This window comes from Nostoc commune NIES-4072 (assembly GCF_003113895.1).
Lineage (GTDB): Bacteria > Cyanobacteriota > Cyanobacteriia > Cyanobacteriales > Nostocaceae > Nostoc > Nostoc commune.
Map to the genome: position 1 here is coordinate 221,294 of NZ_BDUD01000002.1, position 18,803 is coordinate 240,096.

General features: G+C 39.7%; 16 protein-coding genes. 15 read left to right on the plus strand and 1 reads right to left on the minus strand.

Features of this window, described 5'->3' with window-relative positions:
- Positions 1-125: 125 nt before the first annotated feature.
- The 15 genes from CDC33_RS39450 to CDC33_RS33410 all read left to right on the plus strand — a co-directional run bounded on the left by CDC33_RS39450 (position 126) and on the right by CDC33_RS33410 (position 17,009).
- A complete protein-coding gene (locus CDC33_RS39450; protein WP_181374295.1) occupies positions 126-269 on the plus strand; it encodes a hypothetical protein in 144 nt (47 codons plus the stop codon).
- A 379-nt stretch (positions 270-648) separates the two neighbouring features.
- Positions 649-2,367, plus strand: a complete 1,719-nt coding sequence (gene mobV / locus CDC33_RS33345; RefSeq protein ID WP_109012929.1) for a MobV family relaxase — start codon at positions 649-651, stop codon at positions 2,365-2,367.
- Between the two features lie 125 nt (positions 2,368-2,492).
- Positions 2,493-4,115, plus strand: coding sequence for an AAA family ATPase (locus CDC33_RS33350; RefSeq protein ID WP_109013351.1), 1,623 nt, complete (start codon positions 2,493-2,495; stop codon positions 4,113-4,115).
- A gap of 4 nt (positions 4,116-4,119) precedes the next feature.
- Complete coding sequence (locus CDC33_RS33355) at positions 4,120-4,635, plus strand: DUF192 domain-containing protein (RefSeq protein ID WP_109012930.1); 516 nt, start codon at positions 4,120-4,122, stop codon at positions 4,633-4,635.
- A 93-nt stretch (positions 4,636-4,728) separates the two neighbouring features.
- Complete coding sequence (locus CDC33_RS33360) at positions 4,729-5,343, plus strand: hypothetical protein (protein WP_244919481.1); 615 nt, start codon at positions 4,729-4,731, stop codon at positions 5,341-5,343.
- A gap of 164 nt (positions 5,344-5,507) precedes the next feature.
- Positions 5,508-5,786, plus strand: a complete 279-nt coding sequence (locus tag CDC33_RS33365) for a hypothetical protein (protein WP_109013352.1) — start codon at positions 5,508-5,510, stop codon at positions 5,784-5,786.
- A 264-nt stretch (positions 5,787-6,050) separates the two neighbouring features.
- Complete coding sequence (locus CDC33_RS33370) at positions 6,051-8,873, plus strand: putative type IV secretion/conjugal transfer ATPase (RefSeq protein ID WP_109012932.1); 2,823 nt, start codon at positions 6,051-6,053, stop codon at positions 8,871-8,873.
- A 44-nt stretch (positions 8,874-8,917) separates the two neighbouring features.
- A complete protein-coding gene (locus tag CDC33_RS40840; RefSeq protein ID WP_244919482.1) occupies positions 8,918-9,787 on the plus strand; it encodes a hypothetical protein in 870 nt (289 codons plus the stop codon).
- 5 nt (positions 9,788-9,792) lie between these two features.
- The gene (locus CDC33_RS33380; protein WP_109012933.1) at positions 9,793-10,557 is read left to right on the plus strand and encodes a hypothetical protein; all 765 of its coding nucleotides are present in this window, start codon (positions 9,793-9,795) and stop codon (positions 10,555-10,557) included.
- Positions 10,558-10,562: 5 nt separating this feature from the next.
- The gene (locus CDC33_RS33385) at positions 10,563-12,128 is read left to right on the plus strand and encodes a TrbI/VirB10 family protein (RefSeq protein WP_109012934.1); all 1,566 of its coding nucleotides are present in this window, start codon (positions 10,563-10,565) and stop codon (positions 12,126-12,128) included.
- On the plus strand, positions 12,125-12,856 hold the full coding sequence (locus tag CDC33_RS33390) for a hypothetical protein (protein ID WP_109012935.1): 732 nt from the start codon (positions 12,125-12,127) through the stop codon (positions 12,854-12,856). The genes CDC33_RS33385 and CDC33_RS33390 overlap by 4 nt, the downstream gene beginning before the upstream one ends.
- Positions 12,853-14,067, plus strand: a complete 1,215-nt coding sequence (locus CDC33_RS33395) for a hypothetical protein (protein WP_109012936.1) — start codon at positions 12,853-12,855, stop codon at positions 14,065-14,067. Before CDC33_RS33390 ends, CDC33_RS33395 begins: the two co-directional genes overlap by 4 nt.
- Before the next feature lie 254 nt (positions 14,068-14,321).
- Positions 14,322-16,154, plus strand: a complete 1,833-nt coding sequence (locus tag CDC33_RS33400) for a type IV secretory system conjugative DNA transfer family protein (RefSeq protein WP_109012937.1) — start codon at positions 14,322-14,324, stop codon at positions 16,152-16,154.
- The gene (locus CDC33_RS33405; protein WP_146195904.1) at positions 16,138-16,626 is read left to right on the plus strand and encodes a relaxase/mobilization nuclease domain-containing protein; all 489 of its coding nucleotides are present in this window, start codon (positions 16,138-16,140) and stop codon (positions 16,624-16,626) included. The genes CDC33_RS33400 and CDC33_RS33405 overlap by 17 nt, the downstream gene beginning before the upstream one ends.
- Positions 16,599-17,009, plus strand: a complete 411-nt coding sequence (locus tag CDC33_RS33410) for a hypothetical protein (RefSeq protein ID WP_109012939.1) — start codon at positions 16,599-16,601, stop codon at positions 17,007-17,009. Before CDC33_RS33405 ends, CDC33_RS33410 begins: the two co-directional genes overlap by 28 nt.
- Before the next feature lie 215 nt (positions 17,010-17,224).
- Here CDC33_RS33410 and CDC33_RS33415 read toward each other — a convergent pair whose 3' ends face one another.
- Positions 17,225-18,757 (minus strand): IS5 family transposase, encoded by a 1,533-nt coding sequence (locus CDC33_RS33415; RefSeq protein ID WP_109007337.1) that lies wholly within the window; start codon positions 18,755-18,757, stop codon positions 17,225-17,227.
- Positions 18,758-18,803: the final 46 nt, after the last annotated feature.

Sequence of the window (18,803 nt, forward strand, 5' to 3'; positions counted from 1 at the left end):
GGAATTCGTTCGTCGAATATCCTATTCACTAATTATCTAATATTTAGCTGAATAATCACTCTTGGAACAAGTATTTTTAATTTCCATTTAAGTACATAAAATGTATACTTAAAAACGTGGCGCTGATGACGGCACTATTGACGGCACTGTTGACGGCTTTATGCCGTCAAAATCGCGTTCTAAATAATTCATCAGCAAATTTGAAAGTGGTTGTGATGACGGCACTATTGACGGCACTGTTGACGGCTTCCACTCCAGGGGTAAATTAGCAAATCAGCCGCCTCTAAATAAACGTACCTAGTACGCTTATTTTTGCTATTCTTGATTTGGTCAAAATGCCATTTTTAAGCCTGAGTAAAAATACTCAGTGAGCCGAAAAAATAATTTTAGTTATCAGGTGAAATAGGGAGCAACGCGAAAAAGTGAGATCCTCGTGAAATAGGCAGGGGGGGCAGGGGGAGCAGGGGAAGCAGGGGGAGTAAAGAGAGAAAGTAGTAATTTTTGCTACCGACATACCCTGAAGTATACTTAATTTCTTTCTCTCCCCCTGCCTCCCCTGCCTCCCCTGCCTCCCCTGCTTGCCTACCTCACAAAATCGCATTGCTCCCGGTGAAATATTGTTGACGAGAGAAAAAAAGGTGATGAGGAATGGCGTATGCGATCGCTCGTTTAAAAAAAATAAAGCAGAAGGATATAGGGAGTAGCGCGTCTCACACATCTCGTGAAAGGGAAACACCGAACGCTGATTTGTCGGTAGAGAATATTAGGTTTATAGGCAGCAGCGATCCCGAATCAAGGTTAGAAGATTTGGTGATGGCAAAGATAAATGAGGCTCCGCAACACAGGAAGATAAGGACTGACGGTGTTTACTGCGTCGAGATGTTACTGAGTGCATCGCCAAGTTACTTCCGTGCCTCATGTCCAACCCAGGCAGGGTATTATGAGCAAAATAAATTAGATGTTTGGCTAGAAGCGACGCACCAATGGTTGTCTGAGGAATACGGTTCGCGGATAGTCAGGGCAGAATTACATTTAGATGAAGCCACGCCACATATTCATGCTTACTTTGTGCCAGTGGATGACCGGGGTCAGCTACGGTGTAATCACTTTTTCAATGGGCGGCAAAAAATCCAGGCATTTCAGGACTCCTACTATGAAACGATGCGGCTGATTGGCTTGGAGAGGGGGTTGAAGGGTTCCAGAGCCAAACACGAGGATATAAAGGATTTTTACCGGATAGTAGAAACGGGACGGAACCTGGAAGTATCAGAGTTAAATTTGGAGCAAATCAAAGCCAAAGCCGCAGATCGAGACAGGGTAGCCCGTCAACTTCAACAAATGGAAGCAACAGCTAGAGAACTGGCTCAAGCTAATGAACTGCTTCAACAACGCATTGCTCAATTAGAGAAAGAGAAAAAGGAATTAGCTAAACAGACTCAACAATTGCGTGAATTAGCCTTGGAAGATGTGGCTTGGGAGTTAGGTTTAGACTTTGAACCCAGTCAATCTAACTCTTGGGTGGGTCACGGCCACATCATTGATATAAATGGGGATAAATTTCAGTCCGCCTCTCCAGCAGTAGAAAAAGGGGGGGCAATTGACTTAGTAATTCAGGTGAACAATTGCAATCTGCGACAGGCTTTGGTGTGGCTCAATGACAGATTTGGACTTCAGGGGGCAGAACGAGCAGCGATCGCCGCAATCAAAAAACAAACAGCAGATATTCTTCAAACCGAGCCAGCCCCCAAGTTTGTGCCACCAGTTGAGGATAAAAGCAAGTGGCTTGCAGTACATGATTACTTGACTCACTTCTGGGGATTGCCATCAAACTTTGTACACGGATTTCACCAATCGGGGTTGATTTACGCTGACAAGGAGCAAAATGCAGTGTTTGTAATGCGAGATTTAAACCATCAAGTTAAAGGGGCTTACCTTGAAGGGAGTGAATTTAAGGGTTTGGCCATTGGAAGCGATCGCACAAAGAGTTGGTTTCATTTCCAGTTAGGTGAGCGAGGAACGAGCAAAGTAGAAAAAGTGGTACTTTGTTCCTCAACGATTGATGCTTTCTCATACGCAATGGTGGAATATTCCAAAACTGGGTCAATACCAAAACAGCGAACACTGTACATGGCACTTGCTGACCCCAAAAGTACACCAGTAGAGCGATTAGAGGATATTTCTCAAATTAAAACGGCGTTCAACTCTGATGAATTCGGGGAAGCCACGGCACTGGCTGTTAAGAAATTACTGCCCCATACTAGACGCTCAAGACCCAAAACACTCTCTTGGAACCAGGATCTGTTGCTTGAAAAGTCCCTACAGCAACAACAACAGCAACGTAAGTCAGAGGTAGATTTAAGTCTTTAACGGCTCACGCTGCTTGAGTGCAAATAAAAAACAATGGCCAGAAGTACGAGAAAATTGGGTACTTCAGACTGTGAGTAGAAAGTGAGTCAGCCTTTATTATCAGTTTGATGCTCAATAATTTACCTATGAGTTCAGAACTGATCAAAAGAATATTTTATTTACGCGAACAGAACAATCCCTTAATAGCAGTGGAATCTCCATTGCAGGAGAGGATAAGCTTACTTGAAAACCTAACTAAAGAATGTATTAATCTTGGTATTAATTGTTATATCTGGATGTTAGAGGATGACAAATTGTACCAGTTAACAATAAGTGATTGGGGATTGGCATTCTCAGAAATTAAAGAATATAACAGAATCGCTTTTAAAGTTGTACGCGAAGATTCCTTTGAGATTTTGCGGTTTTGGAAGACAACCCAGTTACAAGGGATTTTGATCCTGGAAGGGATATACCCGTGGCTTGGACAAGGAGCGACGGATGCAGATTCCTTCCTGACAGCAGAATGGATTAAGTCAGCACTGATTAACATTAAGCTTTACAACCATAACTCCTGTAAAACAGCTTTGTTGCTGGGGTCAAACGCAAGCCTCAAGTCAGATATAGCTGGTCTAATACCGATAATTACCCAAGAGTTACCCACAGTTGAGGAAATTAGCGATTATCTGCCACAAATATTACCCGACTCAATTACACTAGCCCAAATCAATGAAATAGCGAATACTTGTGTCGGGATGTATTTGGCAGATATTGAAACAGGGGTAAAAACTGCCCTAGCAATTGACAACAGTGAATTAATCAAAAAAGTTTCTGCTTATAAAATTGAGTTGCTCAAACGAGTTTACAATGTGGAATTTCTGCAACCAATGACAATTCCTGTCGGGGGACTGGAGTTAATGCAGTCAGCATTTAAGGGATACAGGCGACTCCTGACACCGTTAGCGAAGTCTTACAACTTGCGCCTACCAAAAGGTGTTTTATTGATTGGCCCACCCGGAACAGGTAAATCTCACTCCGCTAAGGCTTGTTCTCAAATACTAGAATTACCCTTAGTAATCGTGGAGTGGGGCCATTTCCGCAGTTATGGAAATATGGCGGAATATAAACTCAAAAAGTTATTGGCACTGGTAGACCGAATTAACCGTATAATTTTTTACCTCGATGACTTTGACAAGGGATTTGCCGGAGATGATGATTTATCACGGAGATTAGGAGGGATGTTACTCACTTGGATGCAGGAAAGAACAAGTGATGTATTAATAATTGCTTCTGCCAATAATATCCAATGGCTACCACCAGAGTTAACCAGAAGTGGACGGTTTGATCAGATATTCAAAATCGACTTACCAAACAACGGCGAAAGACATTCTATATTTAAGATTCACCTAGCAAGATTTGACAAGCGCTTTGCTGATGATGGAGATGCCTTTACCCCAGAAGAATGGCAAAGATTATTGAAGATAACACATCGCTGTGTCGGTGCAGAAATTCAGGCAATTGTCGAAAGGGCAGCATTCTCAATATTTTGTCAATCCTTTGATGAAGAAACTCCAGCAACAGACGATTTGCCGCCATTACAAATTACCCTAACTGCACTATTAGAATCAAGAAAAAGCGTAAATCCTCTGGCAATACGTGAAGCTGACCGAATAGAAAGTATGCGTAATAAGGCAGATTTGCAAGGACTACCATCTAGTCCGGTGGATTCATCAATATATAGTCTGGGCGATATCGATATTTTTGGTAGTTAATTTTATGCAAATGCTGAAATCTCAGTCAAAAATCGATTGGTATGCTGCTGGCTTTAAGCTGCTAAACATCGCTGGGCCAATTGCTGGGGTGTCAGTAATCTTGTTCACAGCAGTAGTATCTTATATCGAAACTCGTCCCCAAAAATTGCCTCTTCAGTATAAACTTATTCACAGTAACCAGACTTTTTATTTAGAAGCGGCAAATAGAACACAAGAACTAGAGAAAGGACTCAAATGGAGAAATAATCTAGAGAGCGATCGCGGAATGTTGTTTAACTTGGGTCGAGAGTATAAGCGTGTACCCTTTTGGATGCACCAAGTCAAAGTGCCGTTAGACATTATATACCTTAAAAATAATCTGGTAACAACAATAGTTCGCAATGCACCACCATGCATGAAAAATCTTTGTCCAATCTATTACGGTGTCGCTGCGAACCAGGTTTTAGAACTAAAAGCGGGTGCTAGTAATATTCAAGTTGGGCAGAAATTGATAATAGAGCCTATACCTAAAAAACTGTAACAAATATTCTCTGTAGCCAAAAGAACTAGTTTTTTTTGTACTAGAGTCTGTAGGAGTTTGAAAGTGAGTTGTGAATAATGTGGATAAGATTTCATGAACTCGCAAATTATGCAAATATCAGACTACGAGAATTCCAATACAACTAGCTTTGAGGCAAGACCAACAGCAGCTTTACCATCAAGAAAAAAGAAAGTTATTGAAGGTAGCACAATTGGGCTGATGGGAGTAACGGGAGCATTAATGATTCTGGAGATGTCAGTCCACAACATAATGCTTGGAGGATTGATGATTGCAGGGGCAATAGCAGTTGCAATTCCAAAACAAACACAGGCATTATTAACAAATTTTGAAAAGCTACAACGGAAATGGGGAGTAAATTTATATGCAATATTGTTTGCATTTCTGTCATTAATATTTCTTTTGGATTTTGCTTCTTCGCCAGCCGAAGCCCAGTTTTTTAACAATGCTCAAACCTGGATGAATGGTGCTTTTGGCAATGCTGGTAACGGGCAAACACAAGCAGTTATAGATTTGTTCTTCAACGTATTAAGAGGTCTGTTCCTGCTCTATGTAGGCATCAGCTTGGTAAGAATTGTTCAAGCAGCCCGAAATGACGAAGATTGGCAAACATTAGCCAGGACTCCATTAATTATTGTGCTTTCAGTCTTTGTTGGAGACTTAGTTACTGGCTTGATTACTGGAGCATAGTTCAGTGAACAGTGAACAGTTATCAGTTATCAGTGAGAGATTGATACTGATAACTCATAACTCATAACTGTTAAAGGCAACACCCATTTAGTCGCAGCATTTCTTGAATGAGAAAAAGTGCCCTGATTCAAGAAATGCTTCATATTAACAAGCAATCAAAAAAGATGAGAGATGAAAATAAATTTAGAAGTGTAAATAGAATCTTGGGAGATAGACCCCGATTAGGCCCATTTCCCGCCGATCAGATTTTCCCTTGGTCAGTTATAGCAATATTAAATGTATTCATTTTCAACTATATGTTGAAAACAAGTTGGTTAGGCACAGGGTTAAGCATAGCTTGGGGATGGGCTACATGGTGGTTACTTTCATCGAATCAAGAATTTTTTGGCAAGTTTGTGGCAGTGCCTCGGATTACCAGAGGATACAAGAGGAATAATTCGTAATTGATGCTACACATTTTTATATTTACATTGATGAACAAGGATGCCTTGTTCCTCTTTAATTACAAATTACGAACTTGTACTGAGCTTGTCCTGAGCATAGTCGTAAAGCCTGCGGCATAGCTACACTTAGGGCGCAGCCTCTCCAAGAGTTGGGTACAGCCAAAGTACTACTAAACACGAATTACGAACTACAAGCTATTAATTACGAATTACGTTCGCGTAGCGTGCCAGAGGCTCTATTACGAATTACAAATTATTAAAGTTATGACAACAAAGCAGACAGATAAAATCAAGAAGCAAAGATTAGAAGCGGAGCAAATTAATGTAGTAAAAACTCTCACACCCTTTGAAGACATTATCCATTTAGCTGGGGTTTGCGATGTTGCTTTGGGAGGGAGAAAAGGGATAGGAGCATTAATTCTCAAAAATGGGGAATCGATTCAAATCAAATTCTGTTTTGATTGTATTGGAATTCATTCTAACTTAGCCTCAGAGCAAATCCTCCCAATCTTTGAGAGCATAGAGGCAGGTTTAAAAGAGATCCCATCAGCAGAGTCATTAACCATACATTTGGGTTCCTTTACAGACGATTATTCGAGGCAATCAGAATTAGAGTCTATCGAAAGCAATTGTGATATTGAGCAATTGAAATTACTAATTAGGAGTGAGAGGTTACGAATCAAAGAATTAACCAAATCTGGAGTCAGGAAGAACAAGTTTTTAAGATTATGGTGTACTTATACAGCGTTAGCTGATTCAGAGATTAGCCAAGACATTGTAGAATCGACAATCCGAAAGTTAGAGAAAGTTTGGTTTAAATTCACCGGAGAAATTCACGCTTTTAACAATAGTAGGATTGAAAATATTCTCAAAAATTCATTTAGTGATGGTTTTTTGCAGTGGGAATCGTTGCTGAGTAACAAGATGAAACTAGGGATTAGAGTTTTGAGTGCTGAAGATATTTGGAAAGTCTTATGGCATCAATTTAATCTCACATCACCGACACCAATTCCTAATCCCTTAGTGATTAGTCAAACTCAAGGATTAGTAGAAACTCAAACTAGTGATTTTCACATTCGGCATCATCTGTTGGAGAATGAAGAATCTGTTCCATTCTTAGATCGGCAATGGGTAAAGATTCAAGATAAATATATTGGAGTGATGAACTTTAGCCAAAAGCCAGGGGGCTGGATAGATGAACGCTCTCAATTACGATATCTTTGGGAATTAATTTCCAAAGAAAGTATCTCAGATACAGAAATTATCTGTCAAATCACTAAAGCTAATCAGGCAATTACCAAAACTAATTTACAACGCCTTACTAAACAGTCAATTACATCGACAGCCTTATCAACAAGTAAAGGAAACATCGATGTCAAAGCCGGAATAAATATTGAAGAATCTGTAGAGGCACAACGAACCATTTACAAAGGAAGCGTTGTTGTTTATACCGGAGTAGCTTTTCTTGTCCATAGAAAATCGACAAGAGAACTCAATGAGGCTTGCAAATACTTAGCTTCCTACTTTTTAAGACCAGCAGCAGTAGATCGAGAAAAAGAATACGCCTGGAAGACATGGTTGCAATGTTGTCCATTTGTTTGGGAGCCACTGCTGGCAAAACCTTTTAACCGCAGATTACCTTATTTCAGTTCCGAAGCACCAGGGCTGATGCCTTTGATTCGTACAGCTACAGGAGATCGGACTGGCTTTGAGTTGATTGCCGAAGAGGGGGGTACGCCAGTACACCTGGATTTGTACGAACAGCATAAAAATATAGCAGTTTTTGGTGCAACTCGTTCCGGGAAATCAGTACTGGTGGCAGGAATTTTAACACCTGCATTAGCCCAAGATATACCAGTAGTAGCATTAGATTACCCCAAACCAGACGGGACATCGACATTTAGTGACTATACGAATTTGCTAGGTAAGGATGGTGCATACTTCGATATTTCCAAAGAGTCGAATAATTTGTTTGAACTACCTAATTTGAGGGGGATGGATCAAGAAACCATTAATGAAAGATTGAATGATTTTAAGGAATTCTTGAAATCAGTGTTAATGACAATGGTGATTGGAACTAGCGTCATTGGCGTTAGCCCTTCCATGATTACTAATATTGAATCTATCATTGCCCTAGCCTTGAAAACGTTTTTTAATGATGATGAAATCAAAGTCCGGTATAAGTTGGCATTAGCCGCAGGAGTTGGCACTAAAGCTTGGCTGGACACTCCCACATTACAAGATTTTTTGAATTATTGTTCGCCAGCATTTCTCAAAATAGATTCTATAGCCAGCAATAGCCAGGAAATCTTATCAGCCTTGGAGCAAATCAGATTGAGATTAAAGTACTGGCTCTCCACAAGAGTTGGAGAATCTATTAGTCGTCCCTCAACTTTCCGAACTGATGCTAAGTTGCTAGTATTTGCACTGCGGAATTTATCGAGTGAGGCAGATGCAGCGATTTTAGCTTTATCAGCTTATGCCGCAGCCCTTCGACGTGCTTTGTCTTCTAAAGCCAGTATCTTCTTCCTGGATGAAGCGCCGATTCTATTCCAATTCGAGGCGATCGCCGAGTTAATTGGGCGGTTGTGTGCCAATGGCGCAAAAGCAGGGATACGAGTAATTCTCTCGGCTCAAGAACCAGAGAGTATTTACCAAAGCAAAGCCGCAGCAAAAATCTTCGCCAATATTACAACCCGATTGATCGGGAGAATCCAATCATCGGCAGTAGATCCCTTTGTTGATAGATTTAAATATCCTTACGAAATCATTCAAACCAATAGTACAGAGCCTTTCTATCCAACAAAATCCGGCATTTACTCACAGTGGTTATTGGATGATTCAGGCAAACTTACATTCTGTCGTTATTATCCAGCATACTGTTTATTGTCCGCAGTCGCTAACAATCCTTCGGAACAAGAATTACGAACTCTATTCTTGAAAAAATATCAAGATAATCCAATACTAGGACAAGTCATGTTTTCTGAAGATTATATCAGAATGGTTCGGGGAGAGCCGTTATCTTCAACAGCCCAACAATTGCTTAAGAGTTTAACTTCTAAAACCTTAGTCGTCACATCAATTTAGAATCCTTCTTCATCAATTCAAAGTAAAAAAGGGAGTATTTCAGGATGAAGGGACTTAAAAAGATTAGTCTAACTGTCATTATATCTAGTGGAGTTACAAGTTTATTAATTACTGCACCGAGTTATGGGCTATCACTAGACCTAAATACTTTTTTAGCTTCAATTAGGAATCAGATTCAGAGCGAAATGAGCCAAATTAGCAGTATAGCTTCTGATAAAATTAATAATTTGTGGGCAGCAGCCCAAGAGGATGCTAATTCCGCAATTAATGGTGCTACTGGTGTAATGGGTGCGCCAGATCCAGTTGAAAGTGGTCAGCGTTTGAAAGTATCGTTAGCATCCAACTCGGATTGGGCAACAGCATCAACACAAGCACAAGGCTTACAGCGAGAAATTACTAAAGCATCAGTCTCTGGTGTATTAGGGCAACTTGGTCAGCAAGATACTGCCAACAAAATTGATCAAACTACACAAACGGCTCAAGACGCTTCAAACCTGGGGGAGCAAGCGCAAGAGATGAATGCCTCATATCAATGGGCAATTGAATTAACAATGTTAGTTACAGCATTTCTCGGCCCGCTTGCTGTCGGAGGTTCTTTATTACCTTATGGAGCGAAATCAATTTACACTTGGCTGATTGGTTATTTCAGTATTGGTATAGGTAAACTCTCTTTTAACATGATTGTTGGTTTTGCTGGACAACTAATCTCTGATTCTCAAGCAGATCAACCCATGTTCTTCCTGTTTACAATTGGGATTTGCGCTCCCTTCTTGGCTACGGGATTAGCCGCAGGTGGTGGTTTAGCGCTGCTACAACAAATTAATAGAGCCTCAGAGACTTATGGTGCGATTGTTGCAGAAGCAGGCATTGCAATAATCACTAGAGGTGTTAGTTTGGCGAAGTCTAGAAAATAAGAGATATGGTCAACACGAAAAACCGAAAACCAGAGCGATTACAGCTACTGCAATTTAATAAATCAGTCCCGACAAGAATTGGAATCATTTCATTAGTAGGATTTTCTTGTGCAATATTTTCATTATTATTGCAATTTCTCAATTATGGAGCAATCAGAGGATTAAGTAAAAAGCAATTAGCTTTAGTACAGTTAGATGATGGCAAAACTATTACTGCTAAATCAGTAGACGAAAATCAACGTTCGCCAGAAGTAATTAAGAAGTTTGTTGGCGATACGTTTACTAGAATGTTTAGCTGGGATGGATTAGTTAAAATTTACAACGACAAGGGAGAACCAATTACCAAGCAAGACAAAGGGATAGATATTGATGCAGTAAGTGGAAAAAAGAAAGTTACGACTAAGGCTTATGAAGCTGCTTTTGCAATTAGTGAAAATCAGAACTTTCGAGTAGCGTTTTTACAAAAGCTGGCACAACTCACCCCCAGCAAAATATTTGAAGGAAATATGCAAGCATCTTTAATTCCTCGTTATATTGGAGAGCCGCGATTAATTAGAGATGGGGTCTGGCAAGTAGATATCGTCGCAACTATTGTGACTTTTACAACTTCTGATAATACGGGACAGGGAATTACCTTCAATAAGACTGTAACTGTAGAAGCAGTGAATACGCCACGAGAAATTACTGCTCTCACTGAACTTTCTCGGAAAATCTATGAAGCTCGTAGCGCTGGTTTAGAAATTACACAAATCAATGATTTAAAACCTTAATAATTATGTCACTAAAAAACGAACACCAGAATTTGACTATAGATCAAATCTTGAGATTTTCAGAGGATACAAATGATGGACAAAGGAGAGAAAAGCCGGAGCCGGAAGACTCTGAAGAATTTCCATCGATTACCAAGCACACTGTCAGTACTTCTCCTTGGTCAAGATTGGGGATAATCGCTATTCCTTTTGGCTTCGGGTTTTTAGTAATCTTTTATTTTCTCAATGGCATTTTCAATCCTGGTAGAAGTCCAGAAGCGATAACTGCTAAAGCTGATAAAACATCCCCAGCTTTGGAGAAAGTCGAGCAGCAAGATGGTGATGTCTATGCCAAATTAGCCTTGAATAAACAAGAAGATGAATTAAATAAGATTAATCAGAGTCAGGAGGAAGTTAAAATTAATAATAAACCTGTAAGTGTTGCAGCTTCGCCATCAACACCAACAGCTAGACCTGTAGCACAAACACAAAGTCCTAATCCTAGACGAGATTACGTTCCGAGTAGAACTAACTCGACTATTTCATCATCACCTCGTAATCAAATATTGCCAAGAATTAGTAATCCTGTTAGGACTGTTACGCCGATAACAGAAACGCCAACAGACGTGATAGCTGAATTTAATCGACTTCGCAGCTTAGGATCTTACGGAAAAATCGCTTATACACCTACTTCAAATAACCAGCAGATATCAGCAGAGGCAACATCCTTTCAAACGCCGAATACAACACGAATTCAAGTACAGCCACCCAATAGTGGTTATACGACACAGCAAACACGCCCTAACTTTTTCAACAGTACACCCACAGAAATTGAGAAAATTCGCCCTCGTTGGTCAGCCAATTCTAAATCTGATAAACAAATAGCAGATGGTAATTACTTGCCTCAAGAAAACCAAATTCTGCAACAGCGTAAAACTCGCTATTTAGTTGTTGGGGAATTCGCAAATGGTATTTTAGTGACTTCAGTCATCAAGCAGCAAAGCGAAAATCGCTTCCAACAACAGCAAAATCCAGATGATAGTAAACGCTATGTTGCTAGATTAACGGCTGATTTGCATGACAACTATGGAAATGTGGCAATTCATAAAGGCACAATATTTACCGTTGAACCCCTACAGGTTAATGGTGGCTCTTATGTAAGTGTGCAAGTCACGAGCATTATCAAAGATAACACTGAGTACCCAATTAGTAGCGGTGCAATTTCTGTATTAGGAGAAGGCGGCAAACCCTTGTTAGCTAAACAGTTCCAAGATCACAAAGGCGGAGGTTCTGACTTGACTGTGGCATTAGTCAGTGGTTTGGGTCAAGTAGGAGCAATCCTGAATCAATCTGATTCGGGTACCAGTGTAGTTAATTCTGCTACTGGGACATTTAGCTCTAGCACGACTTCAAACAGCCAGCGCAATATTGGCGGGGCATTCTTGCAAGGTGCTTTTGGCAAGCTTAGTGACACCATTACTCGTCGTGCAGAAACTTCTAACCAACAAATCACCCCTCGGACCAATGTTTGGTATATCCCACAAGGAACGAAGATTACCTTTTTGGTGAACCGTTCTCTGGAGTTGCCATGAAGAAGTTAAACCTTGTGGCAGCGTTCCACCTTGGAGTTGCTGCTTTTTTGGCAGTGTGTCTAGTTCCAGTCAAAACCTATGCTCAAAGTACAGTCCGCACCATAAAGCAATCTCAGGTTAGTGGCAGTACTGCCAAGCTGCAAAAAATTAAGGTCTGGAATGGCTCAGGCGTATCAATTTCATTTTATGAAGTCTTAGAGATGGTGAAGCGGGTGTGGATTGACGATCCCTCCCAAGTTTTGATTGACACTGATGGTTGTTTAGAGGGAATCGACCAGAACTGTCAAAACAGTAGTGCTGGATTACTTCACTTACGCCGGATTAAAAAGGTTCCGGTTCCAGGACTGCCGCAAACAAGTGCAACTTTGCTTACAGTGATTACTCAAACTGCTTCTGGCTCACGCAAAGTTTACCACTTTCAAGTTACCCCATCTAATTCCCGTCCTGAATACAGTCAAGTGTCAATTATCTCGGATAAGCCATCTTCTCTGGTAACACGACCGAGATTATCGCCACTAGTACAAACTATCAACACCATAAAACAAATCAGAGTGGGGATGAGAGTAGCGATTAGTAATGGTTTGCTCTCCTCATCTGATGAACTTCACAATCGGATTGAGCAATTCTTGACTCATTTTCAAGCTGGAGAGCAAATGCCTACTGCTGCTCTTCAAGCTGGTGTTTCACTTAAATTAGTTAACAAATTAATTGAGCTTGGACAAATATGAAATCATCAAAGCGTTCGCCCAAAATTAGTTTTGACACGATTCGCTATTTAATATTGTTTGGATTGCTCGGAGGATTGTTTATTCACAGTTTTTGGAAATATGGAATTATGAATCAGGTAATTGGATTTATACTGCCCAAAGCCTCGGCACAAGTCCCATTTGTCAGTAGCAACAATGGCTTGATTCCAGACTGGTCAAAAATGAAGTTTCAAGACATGATTGTATCTGAATCTGGTCATGTGACTTACCCGACTGACCGAGGGAATCAGACTAGAACTTGGCAAGCTGGACAAAGTATTGGCGATTTTATGGAGCTTGGAGATTTTGAAGATGCTAATCTGAATATTGAAAAGCTTAACCTCAAGGCGATATCTCAGGCATTAGCTATTGATTTAGATGGTTTAAAACTTGACGATTTTGGAATCATCAAAACTCAAACTCTTAGCGATTTAGTCAAAGCTATACCTGATTTAGCTAATCAATCAGCCAGGAATGTAGCACCAATAGCTGACTTTTTTCGCCAAATGGGTATCAGCACTAATCAAAGAATTGGTAATGTTGCTAATTATTACAACTTAGACAATATCCCTCTGGGTAATAAAATTGATTTGTCTAAATACAAGCTGACATCGATTCCGGGAATTGAAAACTCATCATTTGATGAATTTGCTAATTGGCAAGATACTCTAATTTCAGACATCCCCGGATTGAAGGATTTATCTTGGAATAATTTTCCTAGCGTACCAGAGCCGGATCTTTCTTTTATTGGTCAAGTAGATTTGCCATTGGGAGATATAGAAGCTAATCGGATTCGCAGCATTTCTGGCAGTTATCAAGAGGGTTTTAATGTCCCTTGCAAGTCCCATAATTGCGTCCACTTTGAAGCTTCAGGTCAAGGCCTGACCACTGGAGCGCAATGGATTTCGGGTAAAGTTCAGAAAGTCAAAGGTGGCTATGGAATTTTAGCTGTAGCTAATGGTGGCCTTGAGCCAACTGGTCGTCATCCCTTTGGTAAATCATTTAAACAAGTTGTTTGGGATATAGATGAATCTAGCGGTTCCGTTAACACTGCTATGTTTTTCCGTTTCTGCAAGACTATTCCTTTTGTTGGTCGGACTTGTACCCCCTATTTTATCGGGCCAGTACCATTCATTACTTACCATGAAAAAGACCCAATTATTTTTGGTAGTCCTTCTAGCGTCCCCGATTGAATGGCACTAAGATTCATGTGAAACCTAGCCAGGAACATCAATAATTTACGCTTAACAAGAGTGCCATTCCGTCCCCAATTAACTATTATTACTCCTGAATTGTTACGTTATGAGCAATAATTTGACTACTTGGCCAAGTAATCAACCAGAACAATTCGCAATTCGCAATTCGCAATTCGCAATTGCGGACGTAATTAAATAATTGAGCCGTTAGGATACAGAGCAAATTTAATTTATTAATGGAAGATTAAAAAATGCATAGCATCAATTTTCAAGCCCCTGCCTTCAGAGATAGGGTACTAATTGCGAATTGCGAATTGCGAATTGGTAATTGCTCTGACAGCATTGGCAAGTATACCAATGCTTTGTTTACACCAAATGGACTGACAGTTTTAAGTTTAGTTGGTGCTTACATTTTAATGAGAGTCTTTTTGGGCGATGGCAGTAGTAAAAAGAAGATTGCTACTAGCTATTGGGGAGGCAGAAAGGAGAGCAGTACAGCTAAGAAAAAAGCATTGCAACAAATAGCCTATCCCCGATGTGATAGTGTCGCTTTGTATATTGGCAGACATCAATTCAAAGGTGCAAAAAAGCAAATTGGTAGTGGAGGAGTACCGATTTATGTACCATCCGTACAAAGGGGAACTGCTGCCATTGGCGCACCCGGAAGTGGGAAAACTTTCAGTGCCATTAATCCCATGTTGTTCTCCGCAATTGACCAAGGCTTTCCTATTTTACTATATGACTTTAAGTATCCATCTCAGGCGAAAATTGCTGCTTATGCTAAAGCTCTTGGCTACGATGTCCATATTTTTGCCCCTGGATTTCCCGAATCAGAAGTTTGTAACCCTCTGGATTTTTTAAGAGATTCTTCTGACGCTGAAAATGCTCGGCAAATTGCGACGGTCATCAATAAAAACTTCCGCATTCTGAATAATTCTAATGAAGATGGATTTTTTGGCCCGTCCGGGGATCAGTTAACCCAAGCTGTATTGATGTTAACCAAAGAATTTGGAGATAGAGCTGATGTGATGACCAGTGCTGCCATCTTGTCTAGTGAGCAGATGATTGCGCGGTTAATGTCTGCTAATCTCAACCCTTGGGTAAAGATTGCCTTTGGTCAGTTGTTCAGTTCCGCCGCGAGTGAGAAAACCGTCGCCGGGATTGTTGCCACAGCTAGTATCATGTTTACCCGCTTCATGGCCAAGAACACACTGGGTTGCTTTATTGGTAAAACGACTTTACCACTCTCAATTAAAGGTAAACAAATGATTATCTTTGGTTTAGACAGAGAGCGGCGGGATGCTGTTGCACCGTTGATGACTAGCGTTCTCCACATGACCATCGCCCGAAATATAGCCAAAAAACGCTTAGATCCGTTAATAGTTGCATTGGATGAATTACCTTCCTTGTATCTGCCCGATTTATTCAGATGGTTAAATGAATCACGAAGTGAGGGTTTCTGCGGCATCCTCGGCTGGCAAAATATGGGGCAGTTGGAAAAGAATTATGGTCGGGAAGTTGCTAAGACTATCCTTGGTGCTTGCAGTACGAAATTTATTTTTAATCCTGGAGAGAATGAATCAGCACAATTGTTTTCTTCGTTTCTGGGAGATGAAGAAATTAGGTACAAGCATAAATCAAGATCCACGGGTGGTGGAAAGAGCAATAATACCATTAGCGACCAAGAGAAAACCAAAAAGCTATTTGAATCGGCAGAGTTTTTAAAACTACCAGCCGGGAAGTGTGTTTTTATAAATCCTGCATACTCCAATAAGAAAGAGGGGTCAGTTCCTCAGTTAAAAAACATCAACATTCCTCAAATTCTCCGCGACATCGACAGATACAACGAAAAAAGATGGAAACCAGTTGTCAGTAAATTAGCTCGGAAAAGTACACAGAGATATCCGACTCAGTACGACTTAGATTTGAGAGTGAACGATGTCAATAATCGTTTCCCTCCACCTGCTACACAAGACAACAATCCTAATAATAAAGTTTTGAGCGTTGGAGAAATTAAATCAATCCTGGACGAAAATGCTCAGAACCAAATTCCAGAGGTACTAAATAATGAGAATAATGATTAAGGAATATGCCCTCTCTGATTTTGAGATAATTAATCAATTAATGCAGACATTGACTATTAGCTCTGGCAATCTCGTTAACATTCATGCTCCCGCTTGGGTCATTAATACTTATCACGTTTTAAGTAAACAAAGACCAAGATTAAAAAAGGTCGGAATTTATGTTCAAATTACTTTGAAAGGTTTCCCGATTAATTTATCACCGGATGTTTCTGAACAAATTCTCAATGAATATATCCAAGGCATCGGCTGGGATGATTTGCAATATGTCACTTTCCTGAAATTTCATCAAGACTCTTTAGAATTCCATCTTATTTTTAATCGGGTGATGCCATCGGGGGAAGTGATTGACTTAAATTGTCTCGGTGCTAAATCGCAGCAGTATGATGTTTTACAAAAATCTTTAACCAACCTTATTAAAACTGAATCCAGCCGTGGGGGTGACTTATGTTTGATGAACGGCATTCACAACTAATTTCTAGTTACGCTAAAAGCAGTGATTATTTTGCCAGAAATATCATAGCACCTTTAATCAAATATGTTTGCGTTGACACCGTAGAACAATGGAATAAAAAAGCAAGATTTGAACTAGGAAAAGACACTTATGCTCTTAAACTTGATCAAGGTGGAGGTTATTCTTGGGCAAAAGTAGATCCCAAAACTAATAACTTTGTACCTGTAGATGCAGAAGAAGCCCAAAAAATAGAAAAAATTGTAGAAGAATCCTTAGCAAATACAAACGCTCATCAACAGTCGCCAGCTTCTACAGAATCATTATCAACAAATACATCTCCAATCGGCTCTCGGACAAACAATTCTTTAACTTCTGATGATTCTCGCTCCGAAATAGAGTTTTAAAATGGATGAATTCGTTAATTCACGGACAAATAATATTGAGCATAAACACTGGCATGAACTGGTAGTTAATAGCGCGATTCATCCTCTAATAGTATCTGCCAATTTTAAGTCTTTGTATTATGACTCCATAGAGCAGTGCCATGAGTCTTGGGAATACTTAATGTAGGGGTTGCTGAAAAAGTATGAAAAAGCAATCTTAAGGGTTGACTAGTTATTCAAGCAAAATCAAAGATAAGCTTTTCTTGTTTATAACTAATAAAATCATAATTTTCAGTTATACGGAACTGCAAAAAAGGTGCAGTTTTCAAAAATAGACATAAAAAAGCATAAAACACCCGCGACAGGTGAGTAGAAAGATTCATCACTAGAAAAGTAATAGCAATTGCAGTTTCAGAAGTGTGGGAAAGTTTCGCCATCACTCGATTGAGGCTAAACCTTCTTTTAGCTTGCCCAAATTTTCCTTCAATACAATTACGAATTCTCTCAGATTCTAAATCTTGTTTCTTTTTTTCTTTACTAACATTGGCTGGTGGTCTTCCCAAAGGAGGACCACTCATGATAATACCTCTTCCTTTGCACCAAGCTCTATTCTCTCTTGTGCGATAAATTTTATCTACATGAACCGATTCTGGATAATAGCCAGTATAGTTTTTATATGCTTCTACTTGTGATTTTAAGTCTCCTGATTCATTAAAATTATCCCAACTAATATGGTCTAAAAATACATACCCATCAAAATAACTAGCTGATAATTTTGCCCCAAATTCCACGGCTTTCCCAGCTTTTCCACGGACAATTGGGCGGATATGTGGTTGGCTTAAACTAACGATTCGGTCATCAATACTCTGTTTTTTATTTTCATACAACCATAGTTGTTGACGATAAACTTCTACAACTACAAGCAACATTTTATATTGTTTAGTACTTAGTTTTTCTAGAGTTGCTCCCGATCTGATTAGCTGGTCAATATGAGATAAGTTTCTTTTGATATATTGAAGCTGCTTTTTAATCGCTTTTTTCCTATCTTTTTGGGATACACGACGTTTTTTAGCGACTTCTAAGTAGTTTTTTCTCGCTATTTCCCGATAAGTCCTTGGTTTTTTCTCTAATGTACCTTTTATCTGTTCATAAAGAAGGTCTATTATTCGTTCTGTCTGTTTTCTTGCTTGATTTAATAGCTCGAAATCTGTTGGATAGCTGATGTCTGCTGGCGCACAAGTCGCATCTAATATTAATTTTCCCCGATTTTTCGGCGTGTTATCTTCTTTTTCTAATTCTTCTATTTTTTTTTGAGTTGATTCAGTTGATTCAGTTGATTCAGTTGCTAAAGTCGAAGATGTTGTCTCTAGCATCCTTTTAACAGTTTCTTGATTTACTTTGTTTACTAAGTCTGCACTAATTCTTTCACGAAAATGGACTAGCATAGATGGATCAAATGGAGCTTCATTAATATAAGATGATATTCCTATGAAGTACTGTAGATAAGGGTTTTCTTTAATTTGTTCTACTGTTTCTCTGTCGCTTATTCCTAGTTTTTCTTTGATTATTAATGCGCCTAATGCCACCCGAAATGATTTTGCTGGCGCTCCCATCTCTGCCGAAAAAAATGAAGAATATTCCTCTTCAAATTCCGCCCACGGTATTAAATCAGCCATAATTACCCAACGATTATCTTCTGATAATTTTCCTTCAAACGGAAGTTCAAAGTTTTCTGGTGGGATTGTAGTTTGCTCCTGCTTTCGGTACATGGTTACTAATGACACACTTTAGTCCTGCTAGTCACGGTGATGCAAG